Origin of the sequence: Rhodococcus sp. G-MC3 (assembly GCF_030063335.1) — a bacterium.
Lineage (GTDB): Bacteria > Actinomycetota > Actinomycetes > Mycobacteriales > Mycobacteriaceae > Rhodococcoides.
Genome location: NZ_JASISW010000028.1, coordinates 32,655 through 57,319, shown reverse-complemented (window position 1 = coordinate 57,319; position 24,665 = coordinate 32,655). Strand labels below are relative to the sequence as shown.

At 61.8% G+C, this 24,665-nt stretch carries 24 protein-coding genes and 2 pseudogenes; 20 read left to right on the top strand and 6 right to left on the bottom strand.

From position 1 onward, the window contains the following. Positions 1-610: 610 nt before the first annotated feature. Positions 611-1,243: a TetR/AcrR family transcriptional regulator gene (locus QMK17_RS23335; protein ID WP_283511674.1), complete on the bottom strand. Its 633-nt coding sequence runs from the start codon at positions 1,241-1,243 to the stop codon at positions 611-613. Between the two features lie 60 nt (positions 1,244-1,303). Between QMK17_RS23335 and QMK17_RS23330 the strand changes: the two genes are divergently transcribed. Both QMK17_RS23330 and QMK17_RS23325 read left to right on the top strand, forming a co-directional pair. Then, a complete protein-coding gene (locus QMK17_RS23330) occupies positions 1,304-2,320 on the top strand; it encodes a hypothetical protein (protein ID WP_283511673.1) in 1,017 nt (338 codons plus the stop codon). A gap of 199 nt (positions 2,321-2,519) precedes the next feature. Then, a pseudogene (locus QMK17_RS23325) lies at positions 2,520-2,985 on the top strand (transposase); the annotation flags it as partial. 48 nt (positions 2,986-3,033) lie between these two features. On the opposite strand, the gene QMK17_RS23320 reads toward QMK17_RS23325, so the two are convergent. Further along, positions 3,034-3,948: an AraC family transcriptional regulator gene (locus QMK17_RS23320; RefSeq protein ID WP_283511672.1), complete on the bottom strand. Its 915-nt coding sequence runs from the start codon at positions 3,946-3,948 to the stop codon at positions 3,034-3,036. 210 nt (positions 3,949-4,158) lie between these two features. Here QMK17_RS23320 and QMK17_RS23315 point away from each other — a divergent pair, with 210 nt between their 5' ends. The 6 genes and pseudogenes from QMK17_RS23315 to catC all read left to right on the top strand — a co-directional run bounded on the left by QMK17_RS23315 (position 4,159) and on the right by catC (position 9,911). Then, positions 4,159-4,719 (top strand): flavin reductase family protein, encoded by a 561-nt coding sequence (locus QMK17_RS23315; protein WP_283511671.1) that lies wholly within the window; start codon positions 4,159-4,161, stop codon positions 4,717-4,719. A gap of 22 nt (positions 4,720-4,741) precedes the next feature. Further along, the gene (locus QMK17_RS23310; protein ID WP_283511670.1) at positions 4,742-6,370 is read left to right on the top strand and encodes a 4-hydroxyphenylacetate 3-hydroxylase family protein; all 1,629 of its coding nucleotides are present in this window, start codon (positions 4,742-4,744) and stop codon (positions 6,368-6,370) included. A 129-nt stretch (positions 6,371-6,499) separates the two neighbouring features. Beyond that, positions 6,500-7,348 carry a catechol 1,2-dioxygenase gene (gene catA, locus QMK17_RS23305; protein ID WP_283511669.1) on the top strand — a complete coding sequence of 283 codons (849 nt, stop codon included), beginning with the start codon at positions 6,500-6,502 and terminating at the stop codon, positions 7,346-7,348. A 249-nt stretch (positions 7,349-7,597) separates the two neighbouring features. Next, positions 7,598-8,701: a mandelate racemase/muconate lactonizing enzyme family protein gene (locus QMK17_RS23300; protein WP_283511668.1), complete on the top strand. Its 1,104-nt coding sequence runs from the start codon at positions 7,598-7,600 to the stop codon at positions 8,699-8,701. 52 nt (positions 8,702-8,753) lie between these two features. Next, positions 8,754-9,598, top strand: a pseudogene (locus QMK17_RS26530) (dioxygenase family protein). 28 nt (positions 9,599-9,626) lie between these two features. After that, on the top strand, positions 9,627-9,911 hold the full coding sequence (gene catC, locus QMK17_RS23290; protein WP_283511667.1) for a muconolactone Delta-isomerase: 285 nt from the start codon (positions 9,627-9,629) through the stop codon (positions 9,909-9,911). 50 nt (positions 9,912-9,961) lie between these two features. Here the strand turns inward: catC and QMK17_RS23285 are convergent, their stop codons facing one another. After that, on the bottom strand, positions 9,962-10,204 hold the full coding sequence (locus tag QMK17_RS23285; protein ID WP_283511666.1) for a hypothetical protein: 243 nt from the start codon (positions 10,202-10,204) through the stop codon (positions 9,962-9,964). 361 nt (positions 10,205-10,565) lie between these two features. Next, positions 10,566-11,918 (bottom strand): NAD(P)/FAD-dependent oxidoreductase, encoded by a 1,353-nt coding sequence (locus QMK17_RS23280; protein ID WP_283511665.1) that lies wholly within the window; start codon positions 11,916-11,918, stop codon positions 10,566-10,568. A 334-nt stretch (positions 11,919-12,252) separates the two neighbouring features. On the opposite strand from QMK17_RS23280, the gene QMK17_RS23275 reads away from it, so the two are divergent. The 6 genes from QMK17_RS23275 to QMK17_RS23250 all read left to right on the top strand — a co-directional run bounded on the left by QMK17_RS23275 (position 12,253) and on the right by QMK17_RS23250 (position 16,214). Next, a complete protein-coding gene (locus tag QMK17_RS23275) occupies positions 12,253-12,738 on the top strand; it encodes an RrF2 family transcriptional regulator (RefSeq protein ID WP_283511664.1) in 486 nt (161 codons plus the stop codon). 47 nt (positions 12,739-12,785) lie between these two features. After that, positions 12,786-14,000 (top strand): NAD(P)/FAD-dependent oxidoreductase, encoded by a 1,215-nt coding sequence (locus QMK17_RS23270; protein ID WP_283511663.1) that lies wholly within the window; start codon positions 12,786-12,788, stop codon positions 13,998-14,000. A 147-nt stretch (positions 14,001-14,147) separates the two neighbouring features. Continuing rightward, the gene (locus QMK17_RS23265) at positions 14,148-14,609 is read left to right on the top strand and encodes a cupin domain-containing protein (RefSeq protein ID WP_283511662.1); all 462 of its coding nucleotides are present in this window, start codon (positions 14,148-14,150) and stop codon (positions 14,607-14,609) included. 132 nt (positions 14,610-14,741) lie between these two features. Then, positions 14,742-15,170, top strand: a complete 429-nt coding sequence (gene sdhC, locus QMK17_RS23260; protein ID WP_283511661.1) for a succinate dehydrogenase, cytochrome b556 subunit — start codon at positions 14,742-14,744, stop codon at positions 15,168-15,170. 13 nt (positions 15,171-15,183) lie between these two features. Continuing rightward, positions 15,184-15,630, top strand: a complete 447-nt coding sequence (locus QMK17_RS23255; protein ID WP_283511660.1) for a succinate dehydrogenase — start codon at positions 15,184-15,186, stop codon at positions 15,628-15,630. 128 nt (positions 15,631-15,758) lie between these two features. Further along, positions 15,759-16,214 (top strand): hypothetical protein, encoded by a 456-nt coding sequence (locus QMK17_RS23250; RefSeq protein WP_283511659.1) that lies wholly within the window; start codon positions 15,759-15,761, stop codon positions 16,212-16,214. Positions 16,215-16,890: 676 nt separating this feature from the next. Here the strand turns inward: QMK17_RS23250 and QMK17_RS23245 are convergent. Both QMK17_RS23245 and QMK17_RS23240 read right to left on the bottom strand, forming a co-directional pair. Next, on the bottom strand, positions 16,891-17,244 hold the full coding sequence (locus QMK17_RS23245) for a hypothetical protein (RefSeq protein ID WP_283511658.1): 354 nt from the start codon (positions 17,242-17,244) through the stop codon (positions 16,891-16,893). 336 nt (positions 17,245-17,580) lie between these two features. Then, the gene (locus tag QMK17_RS23240) at positions 17,581-18,183 is read right to left on the bottom strand and encodes a hypothetical protein (protein WP_283511657.1); all 603 of its coding nucleotides are present in this window, start codon (positions 18,181-18,183) and stop codon (positions 17,581-17,583) included. A gap of 269 nt (positions 18,184-18,452) precedes the next feature. Between QMK17_RS23240 and QMK17_RS23235 the strand changes: the two genes are divergently transcribed. The 6 genes from QMK17_RS23235 to QMK17_RS23210 are packed head-to-tail and all read left to right on the top strand — an operon-like array spanning position 18,453 to position 24,644. Further along, positions 18,453-19,496, top strand: a complete 1,044-nt coding sequence (locus QMK17_RS23235; RefSeq protein WP_283511656.1) for an AfsA-related hotdog domain-containing protein — start codon at positions 18,453-18,455, stop codon at positions 19,494-19,496. After that, positions 19,493-20,539: a hypothetical protein gene (locus tag QMK17_RS23230; protein WP_283511655.1), complete on the top strand. Its 1,047-nt coding sequence runs from the start codon at positions 19,493-19,495 to the stop codon at positions 20,537-20,539. The genes QMK17_RS23235 and QMK17_RS23230 overlap by 4 nt, the downstream gene beginning before the upstream one ends. Next, positions 20,536-22,125, top strand: a complete 1,590-nt coding sequence (locus QMK17_RS23225) for an FAD-dependent monooxygenase (RefSeq protein ID WP_283511654.1) — start codon at positions 20,536-20,538, stop codon at positions 22,123-22,125. Before QMK17_RS23230 ends, QMK17_RS23225 begins: the two co-directional genes overlap by 4 nt. Beyond that, positions 22,122-23,114, top strand: coding sequence for a beta-ketoacyl-ACP synthase III (locus QMK17_RS23220; RefSeq protein WP_283511653.1), 993 nt, complete (start codon positions 22,122-22,124; stop codon positions 23,112-23,114). Before QMK17_RS23225 ends, QMK17_RS23220 begins: the two co-directional genes overlap by 4 nt. A 49-nt stretch (positions 23,115-23,163) precedes the next feature. Next, positions 23,164-23,415, top strand: coding sequence for an acyl carrier protein (locus QMK17_RS23215; RefSeq protein WP_218775693.1), 252 nt, complete (start codon positions 23,164-23,166; stop codon positions 23,413-23,415). After that, positions 23,412-24,644, top strand: coding sequence for a beta-ketoacyl-[acyl-carrier-protein] synthase family protein (locus QMK17_RS23210; protein WP_283511652.1), 1,233 nt, complete (start codon positions 23,412-23,414; stop codon positions 24,642-24,644). The genes QMK17_RS23215 and QMK17_RS23210 overlap by 4 nt, the downstream gene beginning before the upstream one ends. The last annotated feature ends 21 nt before the right edge of the window (positions 24,645-24,665 follow it).

Sequence of the window (24,665 nt, the reverse complement as noted above, 5' to 3'; positions counted from 1 at the left end):
TACGGATTCTGCGGCGACATCCCGCCGATCGAATGCGAACAGCTCCACTACACTCGACAATCGGATCAGCTCGCGAGCTGACCGAACTCACACGAAACCAAGTCTCCGGACTCACCGGTGCGGTTCAGATCGACGTCCACACTCCACTCGCCACCCATTGTGGCAGGTAAAATCCCAACACCGGTCCTCCGTCCTCCGCTGCGATTTGGCGCGTCAATTCGATACCGAGGTCCTTCCCCGCTCTCCGCGAGGGATTCGTGAAGTTCTGCAGGTATTCGCGCTTCTTGCGCAAATCAGGGCTAGGTATCGCCGTGATCGGGGCAGTTCGGCGCTCAAGCTACGGCGACGCAAACTCAATTATCGTCTTGTGGAATACACTGGGGGATACAATGCTTCGAGGTATCGGTGACTTCGAACAGCATTCCGTGAGCGGGCGAGGACTCACCCGGTCAGCGCACCACAACTGGTGAAATGAAGCGCAACCGTGAAGGCATGCACGGGCAACGAGACGCCTGGGTTCGGCGTGGAGAACGAGATGCTTGCCACGACCACGCTCGATCGGGGCCGACGAGGGCGCCAGGCTGGGGCTCCAGTCCAATCGACGAACCGATCAACCCGAAGCTTCATTGAGTGCAGTTCCTGAAGAACGTGGTCCTGATCGGCGGTCTGATGATGGTGTGAGCAGCTCGACTGCAGCGATGGACGATTCGAGGTCCTGGCGGCCCAGCACGGCAGCTCGGACGATGTATCCCTGGCAGAACGTGAGCATCGCTCGGGCGGTGTCGCGGGACGAGGACGGATCGTTCCCCGATGCGATTAGCCAACGCTCGGCGGCCGCGGCGAACGCGTCCTCGATTGCCGCCATCCGGGCCTCGGCGATGGCGCGGATCCCCGGATCTGATGCAGCTTCGCCCCAGATCTGGACGGCGGTGGCGTACGGGAGTTCATCGTGCTCGAGCCCGGCCAGCCACCACCGGACGGTCTCGAGAGGTGAGCGGGGAAACTCCTCGGACTCTGCGTTGAGCCGGTCGGCGCGATCACCGATCACCCGTGTCGCGACGAGCTCGATGATCTCGTGCTTGGTGCTGAAATGGGAGTAGACCGAGCCGGCGGAGAATCCGGACTCCTCGATGATATCGGCAATCGTCAACGCGCCCAGCCCGCGCCGCGCGATCACCCGAAGAGTTGCATCGACGATGTCATCGCGCTTGGCCTGCCGGTACGCGGCGCTCACTTTTGGCACCAGACCAGGTTAGCGTGTATCTTCCATAAAAGAGAATACTAATTCTGTTTAGGAGACCTCATGTCGACCCAGCAACCCGAGACCACGCAGCAGCCCGGAACCACGCCGCGCTCCCGTCCCATCGCCGTGGTCGCATTCGGGATTCTCGCTGGAGCAATCGTGGCGCTCGCAGCACTCGCTTTCCTCTGGCCGGTCGCCACCTCCGAAGCCCACGACCTCCCCGTCGGTGTGGTGGGAGGCCAGCTCCCTCAGGCGGCGGATCTGCCGGTGGAGTCAACTTCCTACGACTCACGAGCGGACGCCGTGCAGGCGATCCAGGAGCGCGAGGTCTACGGGGCCTTCGTCCTCGGCGCCGGCGGCCCAGAGGTGCTGGTCGCCGGCGCGGACGGCCCGGCGGCCGTGTCGGTCCTCCAGGGCATCGGCAGCCGGATCGCCCTTGCGCAAGGCGCGCAGCTCACCACTACTGACGTGGTGCCACTGTCGGCCGACGACCCCACTGGCGGCGGGATCAGCGCGATGGGATTCCCACTCGTGCTCGGAGGCATCATCGGCGGCGTCATCATTTCTCTGCTGGTTGCCGGTGTCGGTCGCCGGCTTCTCGCGCTCGCGGTCTACGCCGCGGTGGGCGGCGTCGTGGTCGCGCTGGTGACCGGCCCACTCTTGGGAATCCTCGGAGGCCACTTTTGGCTCGAGGCTCTCGCTATCGGTGTGGGAATGTTGGGGACCGCATCGACGGTCGTGGGTCTCAATGCGCTCCTGGGAGCTTCGGGCATCGGGATCGGTGCGGTGATCACCATGTTCGTCGCCAATCCGATATCCGGTGCGACCCTGCCCTACCAGTTCATCGCCGGGCCGTGGGGAGCGATCGGGCAGTACTTCGTCCCGGGGGCCGCAGCCAGCCTGGTCCGCGAGATCAACTACTTTCCGGACGCCTCGTCGCTGCACGAATGGATCGTGCTGCTGGCCTGGATTCTCGCCGGTGTTGCGCTCTCACTGACAGGCCACTACCGCAGCACCACCCCCGTGCACCTACCGGACAGCGAACTCGAGCAGCCGGTCGGCGCCCACGAGGCGTAGTAGACAGATTGCCACTCCGATCCCGATTCTGATGCCAGGTCCGCGGCGGGCGTGCGCGGCACCACCGGGCCGGTGAGGGCGCCTACAACGAGGACCGCGACTCCATACAGTGGTCATCATGACTGCCTGAATAGCGTTGGATCCGATCCTTGGTTCGACACGCCCAGCTGAGCTTGGCGGGAAGGATCGACAATGACCGGATCCGACCCTCTCCCGCCTGATCACAGTCTTGGCCGCCGACGCACCGAAAGCCCTGGCAGCGATCGACACCGCCCGAGCCGCGGCCCGTGCCGTGGCCTGGGACCATGCCGGCGAACGTGCCCCGGACCACGACATCGACGCCGATGACCCGATCATCATCGACCTCGATGCAACACTGGTCACCGCACGCTCAGAGAGAATGCTTGCTGCACCGACCTACAAACGTGGGTACGGATCTCACCCACTGACAACGTTCGTCGACCACGGACCATCCGGGACCGGTGAACCCGTCCCAGCACTACTACGCGCCCGGCAACCCCGTCTCGAACACCGCCGCGGACCACATCACCGTCACCCGGAAGGCGCTGGCACAGTTACCGTTCAGCGCTGAAAGCAGGCCTCGCAGAAAAGTATTGATCCGCACCGATGGCGCCGGAGCGACCCACGACTACCTGAACTACCTGCACCTTCTGCTTCGCGTTTTGTCGCAGCGTATCGATAGAGGCCCTGGCTCACTGACTCATCTGTTGCGATGGCGCGACGCCGTACTGGGCTCTGTATGTTGCAGCGAACCGTCCGGTGTGGGTGAAACCCCACCGCAGGGCAATGTCCGCCACTGTTCCACTACCGTCGAGTAAGTCGAGGCGAGCGCGTGAAAGCCGTATGTTCACAAGGCACTCACGAGGACTACATCCGACGTACTCCCGGAACCCCTCCTGAAGTCGGCGCACACTGACGCCAGCAAGCTCAGCCATGTCAGCTGCGGTCCACGCCTTGGCCGGGTCCGATTCCAACTCGTCGAGCACCCGTTTGACGATACGCGGCCGAGCTGCCTGCGTGCCGCCGACGTCCTCGGGCATAGCAGCGAGAATGAATGCGCTGGTCAGCGCCCCTGACAGTTGATCGGCCACGAGTGAGTTGTCCCATACGCCACCGCCTGTTCGGAGCCGACCGGACAGCGACTGAACCAGTTGCAACCAACTCCTACCGTCCCCTGTCGTGAGATCGATCTGCGGCGGCAGTTCGCGTTCCGGCTCAGCTAGCACCTTGACCATCTCGCGATGCAAATAGTCTCGATCCAAGCGCACACCGAGGATGGAGCAGCTCTCGCTCCATCGGGTGATCGAGGTCGGAGTATCGGCCGGACAAATGGTGCCGCGCCCCGGTGTCGACAGGACCTCGTGACGTCCTGTTCGCGACTGCAGATACCCGGACAACGGGATGTTGACCGCGTACGCGCCGCGATGCTCGGAGTCGACCGAGACATCCGCTCCCCATCCGATGTGAGCGATGCGAAGTGCACCGAGTTCGACGCTGTCGACATGCAGATGCGCTGTGGCAGCACGCGTCAGAGGACTCAGGCGATGCGGGAAGTACGCATGGGAGACCCTATCGGACGCGACGTCCCAATCGGCGGTGTCAGCCACCCTCTGTCCCTTCTGACCTACGGCGGACGCAAAGACGCCCGACAATTCAGTGTGACCGCAATCACTTCTTGATGCAACATCGAACACCCGCGTTTTTTGGATCACTTCCGCGCAAATCGGATCGACGGCACCTGTGATCGGGCTTACATTCATCGACATCTCCTGCTGTGATGCCACACAGCGGAGGTGAAATGAAAGGAAGTCGCGCTCATGGAGCCACGCGAGCTTCGCAACATATTTGGTCAGTTTGCCAGCGGCGTAACGGTCATCACCTGCACCAACGCTGATGGCACCCCGCACGGAGCGACCGTCACCGCATTCACCGCGATCTCTATCGAACCACGCCTGTGCCAGGTAACGCTCACCCGCAAGTCGAAGGCCTGCAGCTACCTCAGCGGCGAAGCCTTCGCAGTCAACATTCTCGCGGCCGACCAACTCGACACCGCGATGCACTTCGCCGGGCGCCCGCAATCGCCCGAACCCGTATGGGACGACGGTCCCACCGCGCCGGTCCTGTGCGGCACCGCCGCGACCCTTTCCTGTAAGCCGTGGGCCGAATACGACGGCGGCGACCACATCATCTTCATCGGCGAAATCGTCGATGCCACCGCCAGCGGCAAGGACCCCCTGCTGTTCTACCGCAGCACGTTCCACGATCTCGGGTCACCGACGGCCTCCGCCGCCTGGAACGGATCGATGGACGACCCGCACAGCGGCTGGTTCAATGCCGCCACCTCGTTCACACCTCTGCATCTCCAGCCCGCGCTCTGATTACCCGGAAGGACACCCACTGATGACCACCACCGAATCACGGTCCGATGCCCCGCTCGACCCATCCATCGACACTGCCGTCACCAACCCCGCCGAAAACTCCGCAGCGAACACCACGAAAACCTTTGCGACGAAACCCATGACCGGCAACGAATACATCGATTCGCTCAAGGACGATCGCGAGATCTACATTCACGGTGAACGCGTCAAAGACGTCACGACGCATCCGGCGTTCCGTAATCCGATCAGAATGACTGCGCGGCTTTACGACTCGATGCACACCGGCGATCTCGTCGACACCGTCACCTCGCCGACCGACACCGGCAGCGGCGGCGTCACAATGCCGTTCTTCAAGACCCCGCACTCCTCCGAAGATCTCCTCAAAGAACGCGACGCCATCGCTGCGTGGGCACGTATGACATACGGCTGGATGGGCCGCTCCCCCGACTACAAGGCCAGCTTCCTCGGCACGTTGCACGCCAACAAGGAGCTGTACTCCCCGTTCCAGGCCAACGCCGAGCGCTGGTACAAGGAGTCTCAGGAAAAGGTCCTGTACTGGAACCACGCGATCATCAACCCGCCCGTCGATCGCCACCTTCCGCCCGACGAGGTCGGCGACGTGTTCATGAAGGTGGAAAAGGAAACCGATGCAGGTCTGATCGTGTCCGGCGCCAAGGTCGTCGCCACCGGCTCGGCGATCACGAATTACAACTTCATCGCGCACTACGGTCTACCGATCAAGAAGAAGCAGTTCGCACTCATCTGCACCGTCCCGATGGATGCACCGGGCATCAAGCTCATCTGCCGGTCCTCCTTCACCCAGAACGCCGCAGTCATGGGCAGCCCGTTCGACTACCCACTATCGTCGCGGATGGACGAGAACGACACCATCTTCATCTTCGACAAGGTGCTCGTGCCGTGGGAGAACGTCTTCATGTACGGAGATGTGGACAAGATCAACGCCTTCTTCCCGCAGTCCGGATTCCTTCCCCGCTTCACCTTCCAGGGCTGCACCCGCCTCGCTGTCAAACTCGACTTCATCGCCGGCCTGCTCATGAAGGCCCTCGACGCTACGGGAGCCGGAGGATTTCGCGGAGTGCAGTCCCGCGTAGGTGAAGTCATCGGGTGGCGCAATCTGTTCTGGTCACTCACCGAATCGATGGCGCGCGATCCTGAGCAGTGGATCGGCGACACCGTCATCCCCAAGCTCGAATACGGACTGACCTACCGGATGTTCATGATGCAGGGCTACCCGCGGGTCAAGGAAATCATCGAACAGGATGTCGCATCGGGACTGATCTATCTACCGTCGAGCTCGCTCGACTTCAAGAGCCCCGAGGTTCGCCCGTACCTCGACAAATACGTCCGAGGATCTGACGGCATGACCTCCGTCGAACGCGTGAAAATCATGAAGGCACTGTGGGATTCGGTCGGCACCGAATTCGGCGGCCGCCACGAACTCTACGAGCGAAACTACTCAGGCAACCACGAGAACGTCAAAGCCGAACTGCTCTTCGCAGCCGAGGCCCGCGGCGACGTCGCCTCGATGAAGGGGTTCGCCGAGCAGTGCCTGAACGAGTACGACCTCGACGGCTGGACCGTCCCCGACCTCATCGGCAACGAGGACGTCTCCTACTTCGGCAACAAATAACATATCTATACATGTGGCGGCGATCAGAGTCGAGATTTCCTGGTCGCCGTCCAGGAAATCTCGACTCGGTCGGCACAGCCCATCGACCGCGATCCCCAGACCCCACTCTCGGACCCTCAGGAGCCCCACATGACCACCACCGAAGCGGGCAGCCCCACCGCTGCCGGATCCGGATCCGCAGCCACCGACAAGTTCAAGAACGAACGCGTCACCTCCGATACATCCCCCGAACGGCTTGCTGCCATCGCAAAGGACGCCCTTGGTGCACTGCACAAGGTGATCCTCGATCACGGCGTCACCTACCCCGAATACCGAGTCTTCAAGCAGTGGCTCATCGACGTCGGTGAAGGTGGAGAATGGCCACTGTTCCTCGATGTGTTCATCGAACATGCCGTCGAAGCAGTTCTCGCGCAGAGCCGTCAGGGCACCAAGGGCAGCATCGAAGGCCCTTATTACATCGCCGACGCTCCCACACTCTCCGCAGAGTGCGAACTGCCGATGCGCGACGAGGACCGCAGAACAACCCCACTGATCTTTTCCGGCCAAGTCAGCGACCTCGCCGGGAACGGGCTCGGTGGCGCAATCGTCGAACTGTGGCACGCGGACGACGACGGCTACTACTCACAATTCGCACCGCACCTGCCCGAATGGAATCTGCGCGGAAAGATCGTCACCGATCGTGACGGTCGGTACTCCATCAAGACGATTCAGCCTGCGCCGTACCAGATTCCAACGGATGGTCCCACCGGCGCATTCATCGAAGCCCAGAACGGTCATCCATGGAGACCGGCGCACCTGCACGTCATCGTCTCCTACCCCGACAAGCGGAGCGTCACCACCCAGCTCTACTTCCGCGGCGGCGAATGGATCGAGAGCGACGTCGCGATGGCGACCAAACCCGAACTCATTCTCGATCCGGTTACTGGCGACGACGGCATCAATCGCGTGTCTTACGACTTCGCACTCGACCCTGTATGACCCAACATGGCTGCCGCGGCGAGCTCAATGGAATGGCGGCACTCGAACTCACTTCGTCGCCGTCGCCGTCGCCGTCGCCGTCGCCGAAACTCGACACTTCGGCCAGGCTGCGAAACGCCTGTAGCTGGCGCAACAGGCATCGTCCCAGGTCCGTCCGGCAGCTCGAGACCGAGTGGGGTTGACACTGCTGGCCCGGACCCCGCTGCATGTCAGACTGATACCTGCAGCGAACAATCTGAAGGACATCTCATGAAGATCACCGCGGTCGACGCGATTCCATATTCCATCGACTACCGCAAGCCACTTCGGTTCGCGAGCGGCGAAGTTCATGCAGCCGAGCACGTTCTGGTTCGCGTACACACCCACGACGGGATCGTCGGTATCGCCGACGCTCCCCCGCGCCCGTTCACCTACGGCGAGACCCAGCGTGGCATGGTCGCGGTGATCGAGTCGATCTTTGCGCCACAGATAGTCGGTCTGAGGTTGACCGAACGCGAGATCGTGCATACCCGTGTCAATCGGACGGTGGGGAATCCGGTTGCCAAGGCTGCCATCGACTTGGCCATCTGGGATGCGTTGGGGCGCACGCTCGATCTCCCGGTCACCGAGCTACTCGGCGGCTATACCAACAGCATGCGTGTCAGCCACATGCTCGGCTTCGGCACACCCGAAGAGATGGTCGACGAAGCCACCCGGATGCGCGTCGACTACGGCATCGAGGTCTTCAAGGTCAAAGTCGGCCGCCGGCCCGCCTCCCTCGACACCGATGTAGTGCGTGCACTGCGCGAGAACCTCGGTGAGAGCGTCGAACTGTATGTCGATGGGAATCGCGGATGGAGTGCATCGGAATCCGCGAGGGCGATGGCGGAGATGAAGGACCTCGGGCTCACCCTCGCCGAAGAACTGTGCCCCGCCGACGACGTGCTCGGCAGACGGTGGCTCGTGCAGCAGCTCGACGTACCCTTCGTCGCCGACGAATCCGCTGTCACGCCAGCCGACGTGACCCGTGAAATTCTCGGCGGGTCGGCGACGGCGGTCAGCATCAAGACCGCCAGGAGCGGGTTCACCGGATCCCTCCGCACCCACCACCTCTGCGAAGGCCTCGGTCTCGAAGTCGTGATGGGCAACCAGATCGACGGACAGCTCGGCTCAGCCTGCACCGTCGCATTCGGCGCCGCATTCGAACTCACATCCAGGCGCGCCGGCGAACTATCCAACTTCTTGGACATGAGCGACGACCTACTCACCGAACCTCTCGAGATCCGCGGTGGCGAACTCGCCGTCCGCGCGGGATCCGGTCTCGGAGTCGAGATCGACGAGGACAAGCTCAGCCGCTATCGGCTCGACAAATAGACCCCGGATACCAAAGAAACAGCACGCGTCACCTGATAACGAAGCCGTCACCATGAGTATCGACCATGCAACGGACACTGCGACCGCCGCCGCTTCCGGCACCAACGCCACACAGCGGCTCACCTCCGACAATCAATTCGCAGCATCCACCCGTCCCAGGCGCGTGAACGCCGCTGCTCGACAGGTGTTTTCGGGGATTCACCAGACCATTCGTGAGTGCGAGGTCACCTACGACGCGTACAACTCGCTCAAAGCGTGGCTGATCAACGTCGGCCAGACCGGGGAGTGGCCTCTGTTCCACGAGGTAGGGGGCGAGCCGTCGTAGAGGAAGTCGCCAGCGACTCCGGTGGGGGCGGCAAGGGAAACCCTCGAGGGTCCCTACTACGTTCCCGATCCACCAGAAGTCGGTTCTGCTGCTCTCCTCCCCGTGCGCGATGGAGAAGGGCACTCCGCTGCTCGTCCAGGGTCAGGTCCGCGACGTTGCAGGCAACCGGTTGTCTCGCGCTGTCATCGAAATTTGGCATGCACACGTCTACGGTTACCACTCTCAGTTCGCACCGTGAATTCTCGACTGGAACCTGCGCGGAACCGTGACGACGGACGACCAGGGCCACTAGGATCCACACCATGAAGCCTGCGCCGTACCAGATTCCGACGGACGGCGCCGCCTGCGGCAACCTCATCACCGCTGCCGGCTGGCACCCCTGGCGCCCCATGCACCTGCACCTCGAGGTCGCAGCCGACGGATTCCAGCAGATCACCGCCCAGCTCTATTTCCCCGGCGACGAGCAGAACGACGACGTTGCCAACGCAGTCAAGCCCGAACTGATCCTCGACCCACAGAACGTCGACGGCGGCCAAGAAGTGACCTACAACCTCGCGCTAGACAAGGCCTGAGACAAAGACCGGGCCTGAAAGGAAATCGATGCTGTTTTCGGTCACCATGGACGTGGCGCTGCCACAAAACATGAATCCAGACGTCAGGAACGACACCCTCGCGAGGGAGAAGGCATATTCGCAGGAACTCCAACGCGGAGGTGAATGGGTCCACATCTGGCGAAACGTCGGGCAGTACTCGAACCTGAGCGTCTTCGATGTGAGAGACAACGAACGACTCCACGAAATTCTGTGGAATCTTCCGCTGTTTCCGTATATGTCCATCAACGTGACCCCACTGGCGGTTCATCCGTCGGACATTGCGAAGGCGTGATCTTCCCTGCCATTGAGTAAATCCGCTGGCGGACTACAGCCGGCGCGGCACTAGTGGTCCGTGTTTGAAGTTGAAGTGGTTTGACGGACCGCTTTCTCGAGAATTTCTTCCGCCGTTTTTGTCCACACGAATGGTGTCGCGCGGGCGTTCCAGCCGTTGATGAAGTCTCGGATCTTGGCGTTGAGGTCGGCGACGGAGGTGAAGATTCCCCGCCCGATGGCTTGGCGCTGGATGACGCCGAACCCGACTTCGACGAGGTTGAGCCATGTTGCCGATGTTGGTGTGAAATGCACTGCGATGCAGGGATTCGCGTCAGTTCAATCTCTCGTACTGCCGCTGTCTTGTGGGTGGCGTAGTTGTAGGCGATCAAGTGCAGTTCACGGCCGGGGTAGTTGCGTGCAATCTGTTTTTGAGAAAATTCAGGTATTCGCTACTTCGATGGCGTGGTTTACAGCACGCAGTGACGTGCCCGGTAGCGATGTCGTGAGCAGCGAACAGCGTAGTGGTGTTATGCCTCTTGTAATCATGGGTGCGGCGTTTGACCGATTCCGGTTGCTGGGGAGCATCGGCTGGGTGCGATCGAGTGCTTGGATCTGCAACTTTTCGTCGATAGACAAGACGATCGCGTTCTCGGATGGGTTCAAGTACAGAGCATCACATGCCTTGGGCCTTGGCGATCAACGCATCCTCGGATCGCACCTGGTCGAGGTTGACCACCCGCGTCGGCAGGATCGAGTTGTACAGCCAGTCCGTTGCCACGCGTACCCGCGCTCCGGCGGTCGGCAGCGCGTACAAGTGATAGCTGCGAGCGACGAACTTGGCGACCGGCCCCTTCAGCGGTATACCCAAAGGCTTTGCCACACCGTCGAACCCGCCGAGATCGGCCACGAGACCCAGATCCTTGTGCACGTACCGTTTCGACTCGCCTACTCCTACGCTCGCGGCGACGTTGCGCGCCACTCGAACACCTTGCCGTTGAGCGTGCTGCGCAGTCGGTGGGGTCGGCTTCGAAGGGTCGGCTGCCAGATCCGGTACAGCCGCCGCATCGCCGATGGCCCACACGCCGGGCACACCCGGCACCGACATGTCAGCATCGACGATCAGTCGTCCATTTTCGGTGGGCAATCCGAGCTTGGCGATCAACGGGCTCGGCGCCACGCCTGCACCCCACACCAGAGTTCGCGACGGGATCACCGTTCCGTCGGTGAGCGTCACCGACGTAGCGGTCGCTGATTTGACAGTCACTTCCAGTCTGACTTCGACGCCCCGATGCCGCAGCACACCGAGGGCTTCCTTACCGAGATCTTCCCCCAGCTCAGGAAGCACGGTCGGGGCCAGGTCGACGAGCAGCCATCGAACATCGTTCGGGTCGATGCTCGCCCACCGTTTCGCGATCCCTTTGATCCAGTTCTGCATCTGAGCCACGAATTCGGTGCCTGTATAGCCAGCGCCGACTGCGACGACAGTGAGTCGCTCCACACGCTCGGCCCTACCACCAGGGGTGTCCGGCAACGAATCTGCGGCGTCGAGCTGGGCAAGAACGTGGTTGCGAATGAACGTTGCCTCGCTCAGGGTCTTCAATCCGTGGGCATTCTCGGCGACGCCGGGAATGTCGAATTGACGGGTCACCGAACCCGGCGCGAGGATCAGCTTGTCCCACTCGATATCGGTCGATCCCTCACGTCCTTCGACCCTCAAGCGGTGTTCGGCGAAGTCGACGGCGGTGACATGACCGAGCACCGTGTGGGTACGCCGCAACGTCTGCCGAATGGACACGGCGATGTCACGCGGATCGAGCACACCCGTCGCCACCTCGGGAAGCAACGGACTGTAGAGCAGATAGTCGTTCGGTGCTACGAGCGTCAGCGACACCCGCTCCGGTTCGAGCAGTTTCTGCAACTTACGCAGCGCGTGAAACCCCCCGAAACCCCCGCCGACCACAACCACCTTGACTGCCCGGGGTGGGAGTGGTGCCGCCGTCCGAAATCGCTGTCCCAAAGTGCGCATGCAGTCACCATAATGCGCCTTCGGCGCCCGTGTGCGCGTACTGAATGTTGCGACACAACCGGTTGCCGATAGCGCGCTCCGGTTGCGAAGAGCGAAGGCCGCGGCAGGATCGTCTGCACCCCGACGGACCGGAACTGGAAGCTGTGGTGACCGGTCGGACAATTCCATCTCGAGGCGGTGCCGTCCGGCAATCTGCCTCAGTGGCGTGCGGAGGCTCGTCGCGTCGATGGCCTACGACCATGCACAACAACGAGTGCCACCGCTGCCACGAACTCCGGGGAATATCACCCAGAGCAAGCTTGCCTCTTCGGTACTGGATAGATATTGTCCAGGTATGCGAATGAGTCAAGGTGTCGAGTGGGCGGTGCATACGCTCTTGAACCTCGCATGGCTCGGAACCAACGATGCGGTCCCGACTGCTGCACTCGCCGCAAGCCATGACCTCTCCGCGACTTACCTCAACAAACAACTACAGCTCCTGGTCAAAGCGGAATTGCTGAGTTCTGCACCCGGTAAGCGGGGCGGCTTTCGGCTGACTCGCCCCCCTGAATCGATCACCATGCTCGACGTTGTAGATGCGATCGAAGGTCGCGAGTCACTGTTTCGGTGCGCTGAAATCCGTCAGTGCGGAACGCTCGGCTCCCAAAGCTCCGCAATCGATTTCACTACATCCTGCGCAGTGAAGAGTTCGATGGCTCGGGCCGAAGTAGCTTGGCGAGAGGCGCTCGCAAGCCAAACGCTCGCAGACGTCAAATCTGCCGCCGAGGCCCACGCCCCCACGTTGGGGTCCACCGTCCAGCGCGTCCTCGGACGCGACTGATCCACCGACGCACGTGCACGTTTCATCCAACTACGGAGGAATTCTAGATGACAAGTATCCTGATTGTGGGTGGCGGTTTCGCCGGCGTCTGGAGCGCCGCCGCTGCCGTTCGTCTCGCCCGCGAAAACACAAGTAAAGCTGGAGAACTGACGGTGACACTGATCAGCAGCGGAGACGATTTGGTGATCCGGCCACGCTTGTACGAGACGGACCCCGGTGACATGCGGGTCCCCCTCGATCGCATACTCGGGCCCATCGGAGTCCGGCGTATCGCTGCGACCGTCACCGATATCGACCCGGCGTCTCGCACGGTGTCGGCGATAGGTCGAGACGCGAAGTCACTTGTGTTGAGTTACGACAGACTCGTTCTTGCTACCGGCAGTCAACTGGTACGCCCCACTCTGCCAGGAGCCGAGCATCTTTTCGACGTCGATACCCTCACCGGTGCAGCAACACTGGACCATCATCTGAAACGGCTCCCCGGCCGCATCTCCCATGAAGGCCAGTTCACCGCCGTCGTCGTCGGCGCGGGCTTCACAGGCCTCGAAGTAGCGACTGAACTAGCCGGCCGACTCGCGGGGTTGGCACCTGACCGCAATACCAGAGTAGTTCTGGTGCAGCGCACCAACGAACTGGGCCCCGAACTGGGCCCGGGGCCCAGGCCTCACATCGCAGACGTCGTCGATCATCTCGGTATCGAACAGCGCTTGAACTCCACCGTCGAGAGCATCACGGCGGATGCAGTGACCCTCTCCGACGGTGAGGTGATACCGACAGCTACCGTCATCTGGACCGCCGGGATGTTTGCGAGCCCCCTCACCGCCGACGTCGCGAGCAGCAGAGATGCTCTGGGTCGACTCGAAGTCGACCAGCATCTCCAGGTTATCGGCGCCGACGGCATTTATGCCGCCGGAGATACCGCAGCCGCGACAGCAGAACCCGGACATACCGTCATGCAGAGCTGCCAACACGCGGTTCCACTCGGCAAATTCGCTGGCCACAATGTGGCCGCAGATCTACTCGGAATCGACCAAGTACCCTTCTCCCCCGACCCGTATGTGACCTGCCTCGATCTCGGCGCCACCGAAGCCGTTGTTACCTCGGGCTGGGATCGCGCCGTCCAGATGACCGGTGCGGATGCCAAAAAGCTCAAGCGGCAGATCAACGCCGAGTGGATCTACCCACCGGTCGACGATGCCGCCACGATCCTGGAACATGCGGATTACCGCATTACATGGCCTTCCGCCTCAGCGCACGCCTAATCGTTACGCGCGGATGCACTTCGGGCGTACGCAACAAACGATGGCGCGTTTGGCAGCATGGTGCGATGCACCATCACGTGTTGGTTCCTCCCCGCACGCCGACAATCTGTGCGGCTTGCGGTAGTCAACTGAAGGAGAAGGCACGACATGGAATCTTCCGCAAAAATGAGTCACACGACCGCTGAAAATGAACTGCATATCGACATCTTGGCTCAGGTGGCCGGCGTGCCCGTTCCTGCTCTAGCTGATGCGACAACGATCGTTGTGACCTTACCGCCGGGCAGCGAGGGCTCGTCCCCTCACCGACATCCCGGGCCAGTATTCGGATATGTCCTCGAAGGAGAAGTCATCTTCGAAGTCGCAGGGCACCCTGAGCGGATAGTCAAAGCAGGAGAGACATTTTGGGAATTGGGTGGTGAGGTCATCCACTATCGAGATGCGAACAACCTGCCGAACGCGCAAACTCGATTCGTCGCAGTGATCTTGACCGAGCCAAGCCGCCCTATCGTAATCCCGGTCTCGGACGACGAACTTGCGGCCCGGCAGCATCTACGCGCACCCCGCGGATCTACTGAGTCGTTGTCGAGCACCAGGATTGACCCACGATGACCCAAGCAACTGGCCATCGGCCGACACTGCCGCCCTCACCTGAGAACCCGCGGCCTGTATCGCCGTGCGCTTCCGAGTACACGATGTGACGGTGTGCCTATCGGACGTTGAAAATTCGGTACTTAAGGAGAAATGATGGGAGACACTACACCGCGCGACGTGGCGCAAAGAGCAGATGAGTTGCCCCTGCGGGAGACTCCAGCCCGCAGCTCGTTTTATCGGGGCGGATTGTCGATGTGGGCGTGGGTTGCGCAACGGGTCAGCGGGATGGTGATCTATGTCTTCCTGTTGGTGCACGTGGCGGACAATCTGATGTTGCGTGTCTCACCTGCCGCCTATGACGAGGTGATCGGCACCTACAAGACCCTGGTGATGGGTATCGGCGAAATCGGGCTCGTTGCCGCCATCCTTGGACACGGGTTCAACGGGATCCGTATTGTTGCGCTCGACCTCTGGTCGAAGGGTATCGACAGGTCTCGGCTGATGCTGTGGACCGTGGTCGTGTTGTGGGTGCTGGTGATGGTGCCGTTCATTATTCGTCATCTGAGTCATTACCTGTGAGAGGCGATTATCGATGAATGAGACTGCGAATAGTGCTGTCACGGTGAAGCAGCGTCACTCGAACTTCGAGAAGTACGCTTGGTTGTTCATGAGATTGTCCGGCGTCGTCCTGTTGGTGCTGGTTCTGGTGCACGTATATGTCAATGTGGTGGCCGGTGACGGGGTATTCAAGGTCGACTTCGCGTTCGTGGCCGGGAAGTGGGCGAGCCCGTTCTGGCAGCTGTGGGATTTTCTGATCCTGCTGCTGGCTGTCCTACATGGCACCAACGGCGTGCGGATCATTATATCCGACTACGCGATTCGGCCGATGCTGCGTTTCTGGTTGACCGCGTTGGTCACGGCGGCAGCGGTACTGATGCTGGCGGCCGGGACGTTGACCATCTTTACGTTTGATCCGTGTCCGACTGCCAAAGGGGATCTGCCCGCGTTCTGTCCGGTCGCGTCAGAATCGTCACGATAGGAGTGGTTCGTCATGTCTATAGGGTTGTTCTTCGAGGCCGTCCTCGCTGGGGCGGCGATGTTCATAATGTGGTTTACCGTTGTCGTCGTCCGGCAGCTCATCCGTAATCGACCGGGACGGTGAGTGTCGTGAACAAGAAGATGGTTGCGATAGGAGGAGCAGTAGTCGTCGGCGTCGGTGTGCTCACGTTGGGCTTCACGGCTGCAGCAATGTTTTCGAGCGGGGCGGTTGCAGGTATCGCCATGGGCCTGGCCTTGATCGTGTTCGGCTGCGTCATTGGTGTGTTGACCGCTAGCCAGATCAGATTCGGCTACACAGCTGACAGGCTACTCGCGAAAATGGTTTCACAGCAGGACTATCGAGCATATCCGGAGTTGGCATGTCTTCCCTCCGGCCGCGTGCAGCCCGCCGCGGCGAAGGAATACCTGGCCCGGTGTCGGTCAGGCGTCGCCGGTCGTCCCAAGGATTGGCGGGAGTGGTTTCTGCTTGCGGGTAGTTACGAGATCGCACGCGACCACCGGCAGGCGGCGCTCGCCTTAACGCGAGCGTCCGCTCTCGAAAGGACCGGCTCGCGCCCTGTGTAGGCGCTCCCGAAAATGAAGTGATCTGCCGCGGGGGATTCGGACAATGGAGATGGTGTTCCGCTGTCACAGCGCCGCAGGGCGGGCCGTTGTACGGCGAACGGCGGACACGGGCGCTTCGCTCGCCGATAGTTGCGGCCCTGCTACACCGCCGAGTCCGAACAGATCACCCTGCTCGAAACCTGAGGTGGGATGTGGGTGGTCCCAAGCACCGAGCTCACCGCACGCGCTGTGGCCCGTATACGCATCACTGGGCCGCGTGAGCTTGCTGATGTGACGTCCAACGCTCCCGCTCAATTCGGCGTCACCGCAGAGATTTTCACCACCGGGAACTACCAGCTGACGCAGCTGTGGGCGGCGGCGCTTCGTGGTGCGGGGTTCTCGGGGGATCCGGTACTGGGCGCGGCACGATCTCGCGCACACTCATGCTTGCCTGGGTGTGTTCGACACCGCCGGCGCCCACACGTGCCCGGGCGAGGATCAGCAGAGCTACTCAGTGACCGACACCGACATGCTCTCCGAACGGCCAGACCTGATCGACGCACTTCAACGCGACACAGGCATTATCGTCCTGCCCGTTCCCCAGCCACTCTGACGTTTCGATCAGGGCACGGTGCGCGAAACGCAGTTACCGCACCGTCAAGATGTCTTGACGTGAGGCGCGCCCTCTGGCCGGCTTCTATGTCAAACCACGCTCTGTAAATACCGGCTTCTGAGCGGCGATCGGGTCACTCTGGTGGGTACCGCCGGACGGTCTGATGATGTGGCGACGCGGGGTATGCAGTAGAGAAACGGCCCGTGCGGTGTGCGCGCCACCCGGTTCCATATCGGCGTCGGTCGAAACCGGCGGCGTCTTTGGGAGCGATGCGGATTCGGTGGCGGCCGCCGATTTACACGCTGGCGCGCCGTCGCTGGTGATGTCTGTGCGATCGAGTCCTGCAATATCCCTGTAAGGCAAGCCTGCTGCAGCGAGAAGGAGAACGACGGCGTCGCGGTGGCCGAACAGTGCAGCCGTCGATCCGTATGACGGCAATCCAGACGCGATTACTTGTACTGCGTGGCACGCCTGACCACTCGGTCGCTACGCGCCGAGTCCGGTGCGATCCGGATCGCGGTGACTCGACTCGGTGCGGGCAGGACGGCCTCGAGATGAACACGATTGATCGCGAAAACCCGGCGAAGCGGAACCGAGTCGCCAGCGGGGTTCAGCGAGGGATTCCGCCAGCGCGACCGGCGATGCCGATAGCGACTCGACGTCGGCCGCGTCGCACCAGTCGGCGAACAGCGACCACTGGACCTGGAACCGCCCGTCGTGCTGCCCCGCCTCGGTAACACAGATGCGACGGTGCGGGGCTGAAGGCTGACCGAATCAGACACCGCCGCCGCGAGCCGCTGCCCGCGAACCTGATGTATGCGCGTCGACGGATGGGGCAGTCAACGGTCGATCGGGATGGTGCACCACAGGCATCAGTATTGGTTTGAACCATCGTGTGTGTACCCGAGTATTACTCGGAGAGCTTGGCGATCGACTGCGCCCCGGGAAGTACTTGTTACATCCGAGATCGCCAATGGTCCCGGTGTTGAACGCGGTCTTGAGATGCGCGGCATCGCCAGGGCTGACCGCTGCACTTCCCCAGACCACTGAAATGGTTTGCGGGCGCCACCGACCAACGAGGAACCCGCCGGGTTGCACAGGCTCGGTTCTGGCTTTTGCTGTGATCTCCGCCTCCTGTGGGCCAGACAGTGCCATTTCAGATTTCGATTGAAATTTCTTGAACCTGCCTGGGTCGCTCAGGGTCACTTTGGGGGCGTGCATTTTCAGGATCACCGCACAAATATGGGAGATGTAGTACCGGAAGACAGAACCGAACATGTTGCTGCGCAACAGTTTTGTGTATTTTTTCAAAAAGTGGAATTTGAGGATGCGTGTCGAGACGAGCCCGCTTTTCGGTAGATCGTTGCGCGTAAGCATACTTGATTGTTAGCTGAGCTAAGCTTCAGTTTGTCAAGCTTACCTCCATAAAGGGTAAAGGTTAACCAAATCCGCAAGCCCAGCGCTGTGGACCATCTGGTCTCTTTGGCGTTATTTCCCTTTGACGACCTCCTCCACCGCTGTTACGGTTCGCCCATCGAATCAGGGCCCTGATATTGATAGCGTTAGAGATCTGTAACAGGGTCCTGTTAGATCTACCGGCATTGCAATCGCGAGCCCGTAGCAGTCCCTCTCCGGAAGAAGAGCCGATGAGCCTGGTTGACGCCTCAGACATGATCGTTGAACAACGCCCCCTCACCGACCACAGCAGCATCGACCGACGGCTCGTCCACCGCAGCGCTCTGAGTGAGGTGTTTCTGACAGACGCAGTAGCCGAGGACTCGCTCACGTACATTGTGGCCGCCCAGCTACCCCCGTCTCATGCTTACTTCACCGACCATCTGTCCCGTCGCGGCGGCATAGACCCACTGCTGCTACTCGAATGCTGCAGGCAGGCCGAGACGTACGTCTCGCACCGGTATTTGGACGTGCCGCTCGGGTATAACTTCATTCTTGCGTCGTGGTCGATGAGCTTCGAGAATCTTCATTATCGAAACAGGATCGAGCAGTGTGTATCTCTCCGGCTGAGTGTCCATGCCGAGGTCCCGCGCTACATCGCCGGACAGCTTCGGTCCGTGACATTTCGGATCGAAATTTCGACTGCCACTGCCGTTCGGCTCGGCACCGTCACGATGAAGGTGAAGTACACCTCCAAGGAGGTGTACCGAGCACTGCGCGAGAGCCGCAGGGGTTCTGCGCCCAAGATGAACACGGAACTGCCGGGTGCCCGGCACGGAGTGGTGGAAGCAGTCACAGTAGGTCGGCTCTCGGCGCAGAACGTGGTGCTCTCCGACCTCAGGCACACCCCGAACGGGATCAAGGCACAGGTACGCCCCGCGTTCGACAACCCCAGCTTCTTCGATCACCCGCAGGACCACGTCCCGGCCATGGTGACTGTCGAAGCCGTACGTCAGCTCGCACTGCTTGCCCTCGCCGACGAATGTGGTCTTTCTGCCATGCACACACAGGTCAGCGCAATCGAGGGCACCTTCTACGACTACATCGAGCTCGACACGACCGCTGAGCTGACCGTCGCAGAACTCACTACACGTGTCGACACAGATCACCCCGGTGCGCTCTTCCGCTCGAGGCTGCACGTGGACGTCGAACAAGAGTCGAAGACGATGTGCCGACTGGTCATGGAACTGATCACCGCCCGAGGCTCGATCACTCCTGCGGCGATGACGGCATGAAGATCGGCAGTCCACTGCGCGTCGCGGCGGTTGCAGTACAGAAACCGGACACGGCGGTTACGACTACGCACGCAATCGAACTGAAACGCACGGACGATCACGACGCCGATCGCACCGGCATCAACGAGCTGCCGGTCTCGACAATTGCTTCCGGCCCGGATCTGGCAGTAGGTGCTGCCCGGTCCGCGTTGGCAGCTGCGCGATGGGAACCTTCGTCGCTGGACTTCATCGGGCACGCCTGGATTCACCACCAGGGTCACGACTTCTGGTCTCCGGCGCATTTCGTCGCAGACTCCCTCGGCGCACATCGTGCCATGCCGGTCGGCATTCAACAGATGTGCAACGGCGGAGCTATGGGACTCGAACTTGCAGCGACGCGGCTGCTCGCCGACCCCACGGCACGACGCGCTCTGGTTACCACCGGAGACCGATTCGCAGACGAGGGCTTCGATCGTTGGAAAGGCGACTACGGCGTCTGGTACGGCGACGGCGGTACCGCATGCCTGCTCGAACGAGCAGACATCGTGAACCCCCACGACGTCACGTTGCGCTCCATCGTGTCCAAGGCGATCCCCTCGGTCGAATCACTGCACCGCGGGGTCGACGACTTCACCCCCGCAGCACGCTGGCTGTCGCCAACCACTGACGTTCGACGAACCAAAAAGGGATATATCGACGCCCGCGGACTCGACGAATTCCATCGAAGTTCGCGCGCTGCCCTCAGAGAGGTTGTGGCACAGGCCGTGTCAGAAGCCGGCATAACACTCGGCGACCCGCGGATCTCATCGATCACAGTTCCGCGTGTGGGCCGCACGCTGATGCAGGAAACCTACGCGAGTGCTCTCGACGGCATGACCAAATCGCACGTGAGCTTCACCGCCGCGCAGTCCGGGCATCTCGGTGCGGGAGATCTCGCAGCGAACATCGAGCACGTCGAGAGAACAGCCCCCGAACTCGACGGACACATCGGTCTATTCGTCTCGGCAGGCGGAGGATTCACCTTCACCTGCGCGGTCATCGCCTTCGGTGCAGGTGCTTGGTGACCGCCCGAGTTCTGGTGGTCGGAGCTGGTCCCGTTGGTCTGACCACAGCCTGCGAACTGGCACGTCAGAACATCGCCGTACGGATCGTCGATCGGCAGACCTCACCCTCGATTCATTCTCGCGCAGCGGTAATTTGGCCCCGCCAGCTCGAACTTCTACGTCGAATCGAAGTGACATCCGATCTCATCGGCGCAGGCCATCGCCTCGACAACGTCTCGTTCTATTCGGAAGGTAGACGCAGAGGCGGTATCGCCCTGTCCCGTCTCGAAAACAGCATTCACCCCTATGCCATCACCATCCCGCAGAATGCCACCGAGCGCATTCTCGCTGCCAAGCTCAGGTCGTACGGCGTCGAGATCGAACGCGGAACCGAACTACTCCATATCGACAACGGGCATGACGAGCCATATGCCACATTGCGCCCGAAAGACGCTGCGCTGGAAGGCGTGTCGTTCGACTGGGTCATCGGTGCTGACGGTGCACACAGCTCAGTCCGCCGGCTGCTCGGCGTTCCCTTCACCCCGACATCGACCGATCTTCGGTTCGGCATCTGCGATGTGGCGGTTGCCGACGGCCCCGCGGACACGGCGATGCATTACTACTACTCGCCCACGGGTGCGATCGGGCTAGCTCCGATGCGACACGGCATCTACCGAGTCGCGATGAGCGTCCCCGCGCGAACAGCCGACGGTGCAGTGCCCCCGCCGCCTGTTCGTGAGGATTTCCAACATGCACTCGATACCCGAGCACCGGGGGCCGGAACCCTCGCCATACCAGAATGGGCTGCGGCATTCGACGTGAGGTTCGGGACAGCCGAACGCTTCCGAGAGGGTCGGTGCTTCCTGGTCGGCGACGCTGCCCACATCATGAGTCCTGCCGGCGGCCAGGGGATGAACACCGGTCTGCAGGACGCGGTCAACCTCGGTTGGAAGCTGGCCGCTGTCATCTGCGGCCACGCAGACCGTTCGCTGCTCGACACCTACGAGACCGAGAGACGCTCCGCGGCCCTTCACATCACCAGATCGACAGGGGTGCAGTTGCGTCTCGGACTGGTCGATGGACCAATTCGCAGACGGGTCCGGGACGTCGCCATCACGCTCGCCGATCGCACCGGTGTCCTCCAACGTGTCGGGGCTCCGATTTTTTCGCAGCTCGACGTCACCTACTCGAATGCCCGCCGACCGGCTCTCGTCTCGACCTTGGAGGTGGGAGACCGATTCCCCGCATTTGCGCCCGACCCCGCCGCGGACACTTCAGGTCAGACCGGGTCGTGGCCGACCCTCGACTGTGACCGGCTCACACTCGTACTGTGGCCCGGCGTCGACCCCATCCAGGGATGGAGCACGTTCGTTCGCAGCACGGCAGCTGCTCTCCCTGAAATCGCCTGTGTCGACGGCGGTGGAATCGGCAACAATGCCCTGACCGCTCACCTAGGCCGAAAGCCTCGCCTCTTCCTCTGCCGTCCGGATGGCCACTTGCTGATGAGATCCGCGCTCGACATACGCAGGGGCGCAAAGCATGCCGTACGCACGATCGGTCCGCACACTCTGCAAGCACAGACCTCCCAGAAAGAAACCACCGCATGAACTCTGCAGCAGTCTTGAGCGGGCTGGGTTCGTGGCTACCGCCCACGGTTGTCACCAACGCCATGCTCGCCGAACGCTTCGACACCTCCGACCAATGGATCACGAGCAGGACCGGGATCGAGCAACGCCACGTCGTCACAGGCGGCCTGGCAACCAGCGACATGGCGGTCGAAGCCGGTATGCGCGCGATGAAATCAGCTGGCACCGACCGCGTCGACATGCTCATCGTCGCAACCACCACCCCGGACCGTCGTTGCCCAGCAACGGCACCCGAAGTTGCCGCAAGGCTCGGGCTGGGCCGGATCGCGGCATTCGACGTTGCCGCTGTGTGCTCAGGATTCCTGTATGCCCTCAGTAGCGCCGTCGGTGCTATCGCGTCTCGGCAAGCTGACACAGTGCTGGTCATCGGGTCGGAGTCGTTCACGACACTTCTCGATCCTGCGGATCGGTCGACCAATGCCATTTTCGGCGACGGTGCCGGTGCCGCCATCGTTCGCGCGGGTGACCGAGACGAACCAGGTGCCATCCTGAGCCTCGACCTGGGCAGTGACGGGTCGCTCGCCGATCTGATCGCAGTCGGTGGGGGAGGATCGCGCACCCGTCCGGAGAATCCCGAACTCGACCCGTATTTCCGAATGCAAGGCGGCGCAGTCTTTCTCGAAGCGGTACGCAGGATGGAAGAATCCACCCGAGCCGTTCTGGCTGCCACCGGATGGGCAACCGATGATCTCGACAGACTGGTCGGACACCAAGCCAACCTACGGATCATCACCGCGTTGGCCGAACAACTCGACCTGCCGGCAGAGGCAGCGGTGACCAACATCGACCGAGTCGGCAACACCGCCGGCGCGTCCATCCCCATTGCCTTGGTCGACGCCGTGGACACCGGTCGGATCAAGCCTGGCCACAAGGTAGCTCTGACCGCGTTCGGCGGGGGTGCCACCTGGGGCGCGGCAACTCTCGTCTGGCCCGAGATCGACATCATCTGACAGCGCCGTCAAATACAGCACTCCCGACATCTCCATCGAAAGGAACATTGTGACCACGACCCTTACCACCCTCGGAAGTATCCTGTCGACCAAGTTCGACGCACCCGAGTCCGACCTGGTTCCCACGGTGACCTTCGAGGAACTCGGACTCGATGACTCGCTCACCCTCGTAGAACTCGCTGTGTCCATACAACGCGAAACCGGCGCACGGCTCGAAGACGGTCAACTGTATCCCGACCAAACCCTCGGCGGTGCAGCAGCTCTCATCGATTCGGTACTCCTCGAATCCGTGCACACATGACCACTCTCCGGCCCCCGAGCGTCGTCATCACTGGCATCGGCTTGCTCACCCCAGCCGGCCGCGGAGTCGAAGCCAACTGGGAACGGGTCCTCAGTGCGGTGTCCACCTCGGCCGCGGATCCCACTCTCGGTGAGGCTGCATGGGCAATGTCGTGCACCGTGCCCCATTTCGATCCCCGCCGTGAACTAGGGCCGGGAAAATCGTGGAAAGTGGACAGGTTCGCCCAGCTCGCGGTAGTCGCCGCCCGTGATGCCGTCCTCGATGCCGGACTCGACCACAAGACCTGGGACGGTGCCAGAGTTGCTGTCGTACTGGGTAACTCGCTCGGCGGTTGCACAACCTACGAAGCTCAACAAACGGTGCACGCCGACGAAGGTGCCGACCTCGTGTCACCACTGCTCGTACCGATGTGGATGCCCAACATGGTCGCAGGATACGTAGCGATCGACATCGGAGCCCGTGGACCGAGCATGGTGACTGCAACCGCATGCGCATCAGGCACGACCGCCATCGGGACAGGACGTGACCTGCTGCGTTCCGGCGCGTGCGACATCGCAGTAGTCGGCGGAGCAGAAAGCGCACTGTCGCCTACGATCATGGCCGGTCTCGCCAGAATGGGGGCCTTGTCCACCCGCCGAGACGGCTCGGACACTGCGTCGAGGCCGTTCGACATCAGCCGAGACGGATTCGTAGCCGCCGAAGCCGCTGGAATCTTGATACTCGAACGGCAGAACGACGCCGTGGCCAGACACGCTCGTATGTACGCAGCGGTCACCGGCTACGCGGCGACCTCCGATGCCCACCACGTCACAGCCCCCCGCCCCGACGGAGCCAGCCTCACTGCCGCCGTCCGTGCGGCAATCCGCGACGCGGAGCTCACCGAAAACGACATTGCCTACGTCAACGCGCACGGCACTTCGACCCCCCTCAACGACAAGGCCGAAAGCCAGGCGCTGCACCAAGTGTTCGGAGATCGCACTGCCGTGAGTTCGACCAAGGGTGTGACGGGTCATGCACTTGCCGCTGCAGGCGCCATCGAAGCGGCGTTCACCGCGCTGGCGATACGCGACAACACCGCTCCGCCTACAGCGAATCTCGATATCCAGGATCCCGCGGTCGAGATCGATGTGATCTCCAAAACCCCGCGATCACTCGCGATCGACTCTGCACTGAGTGTGTCCGCCGGTTTCGGTGGACACAACGCAGTGATCGCCCTGTCTGCGATCTGAGTCTCGGAACCCCACGTCCAC

Coding starts and splice junctions, on each gene's coding strand:
- catA (WP_283511669.1), top strand. CDS start 6,500: ATGACCACCACCGAAGCGGGCAGCCCCACCGCTGCCGGATCCGGATCC.
- sdhC (WP_283511661.1), top strand. CDS start 14,742: ATGATGGGAGACACTACACCGCGCGACGTGGCGCAAAGAGCAGATGAG.
- QMK17_RS23220 (WP_283511653.1), top strand. CDS start 22,122: ATGAACTCTGCAGCAGTCTTGAGCGGGCTGGGTTCGTGGCTACCGCCC.
- QMK17_RS23315 (WP_283511671.1), top strand. CDS start 4,159: ATGGAGCCACGCGAGCTTCGCAACATATTTGGTCAGTTTGCCAGCGGC.
- QMK17_RS23280 (WP_283511665.1), bottom strand. CDS start 11,918: ATGCGCACTTTGGGACAGCGATTTCGGACGGCGGCACCACTCCCACCC.
- QMK17_RS23300 (WP_283511668.1), top strand. CDS start 7,598: ATGAAGATCACCGCGGTCGACGCGATTCCATATTCCATCGACTACCGC.
- QMK17_RS23210 (WP_283511652.1), top strand. CDS start 23,412: ATGACCACTCTCCGGCCCCCGAGCGTCGTCATCACTGGCATCGGCTTG.
- catC (WP_283511667.1), top strand. CDS start 9,627: ATGCTGTTTTCGGTCACCATGGACGTGGCGCTGCCACAAAACATGAAT.
- QMK17_RS23310 (WP_283511670.1), top strand. CDS start 4,742: ATGACCACCACCGAATCACGGTCCGATGCCCCGCTCGACCCATCCATC.
- QMK17_RS23240 (WP_283511657.1), bottom strand. CDS start 18,183: ATGCTTACGCGCAACGATCTACCGAAAAGCGGGCTCGTCTCGACACGC.
- QMK17_RS23265 (WP_283511662.1), top strand. CDS start 14,148: ATGGAATCTTCCGCAAAAATGAGTCACACGACCGCTGAAAATGAACTG.
- QMK17_RS23230 (WP_283511655.1), top strand. CDS start 19,493: ATGAAGATCGGCAGTCCACTGCGCGTCGCGGCGGTTGCAGTACAGAAA.
- QMK17_RS23330 (WP_283511673.1), top strand. CDS start 1,304: ATGTCGACCCAGCAACCCGAGACCACGCAGCAGCCCGGAACCACGCCG.
- QMK17_RS23270 (WP_283511663.1), top strand. CDS start 12,786: ATGACAAGTATCCTGATTGTGGGTGGCGGTTTCGCCGGCGTCTGGAGC.
- QMK17_RS23275 (WP_283511664.1), top strand. CDS start 12,253: ATGCGAATGAGTCAAGGTGTCGAGTGGGCGGTGCATACGCTCTTGAAC.
- QMK17_RS23255 (WP_283511660.1), top strand. CDS start 15,184: ATGAATGAGACTGCGAATAGTGCTGTCACGGTGAAGCAGCGTCACTCG.
- QMK17_RS23235 (WP_283511656.1), top strand. CDS start 18,453: ATGAGCCTGGTTGACGCCTCAGACATGATCGTTGAACAACGCCCCCTC.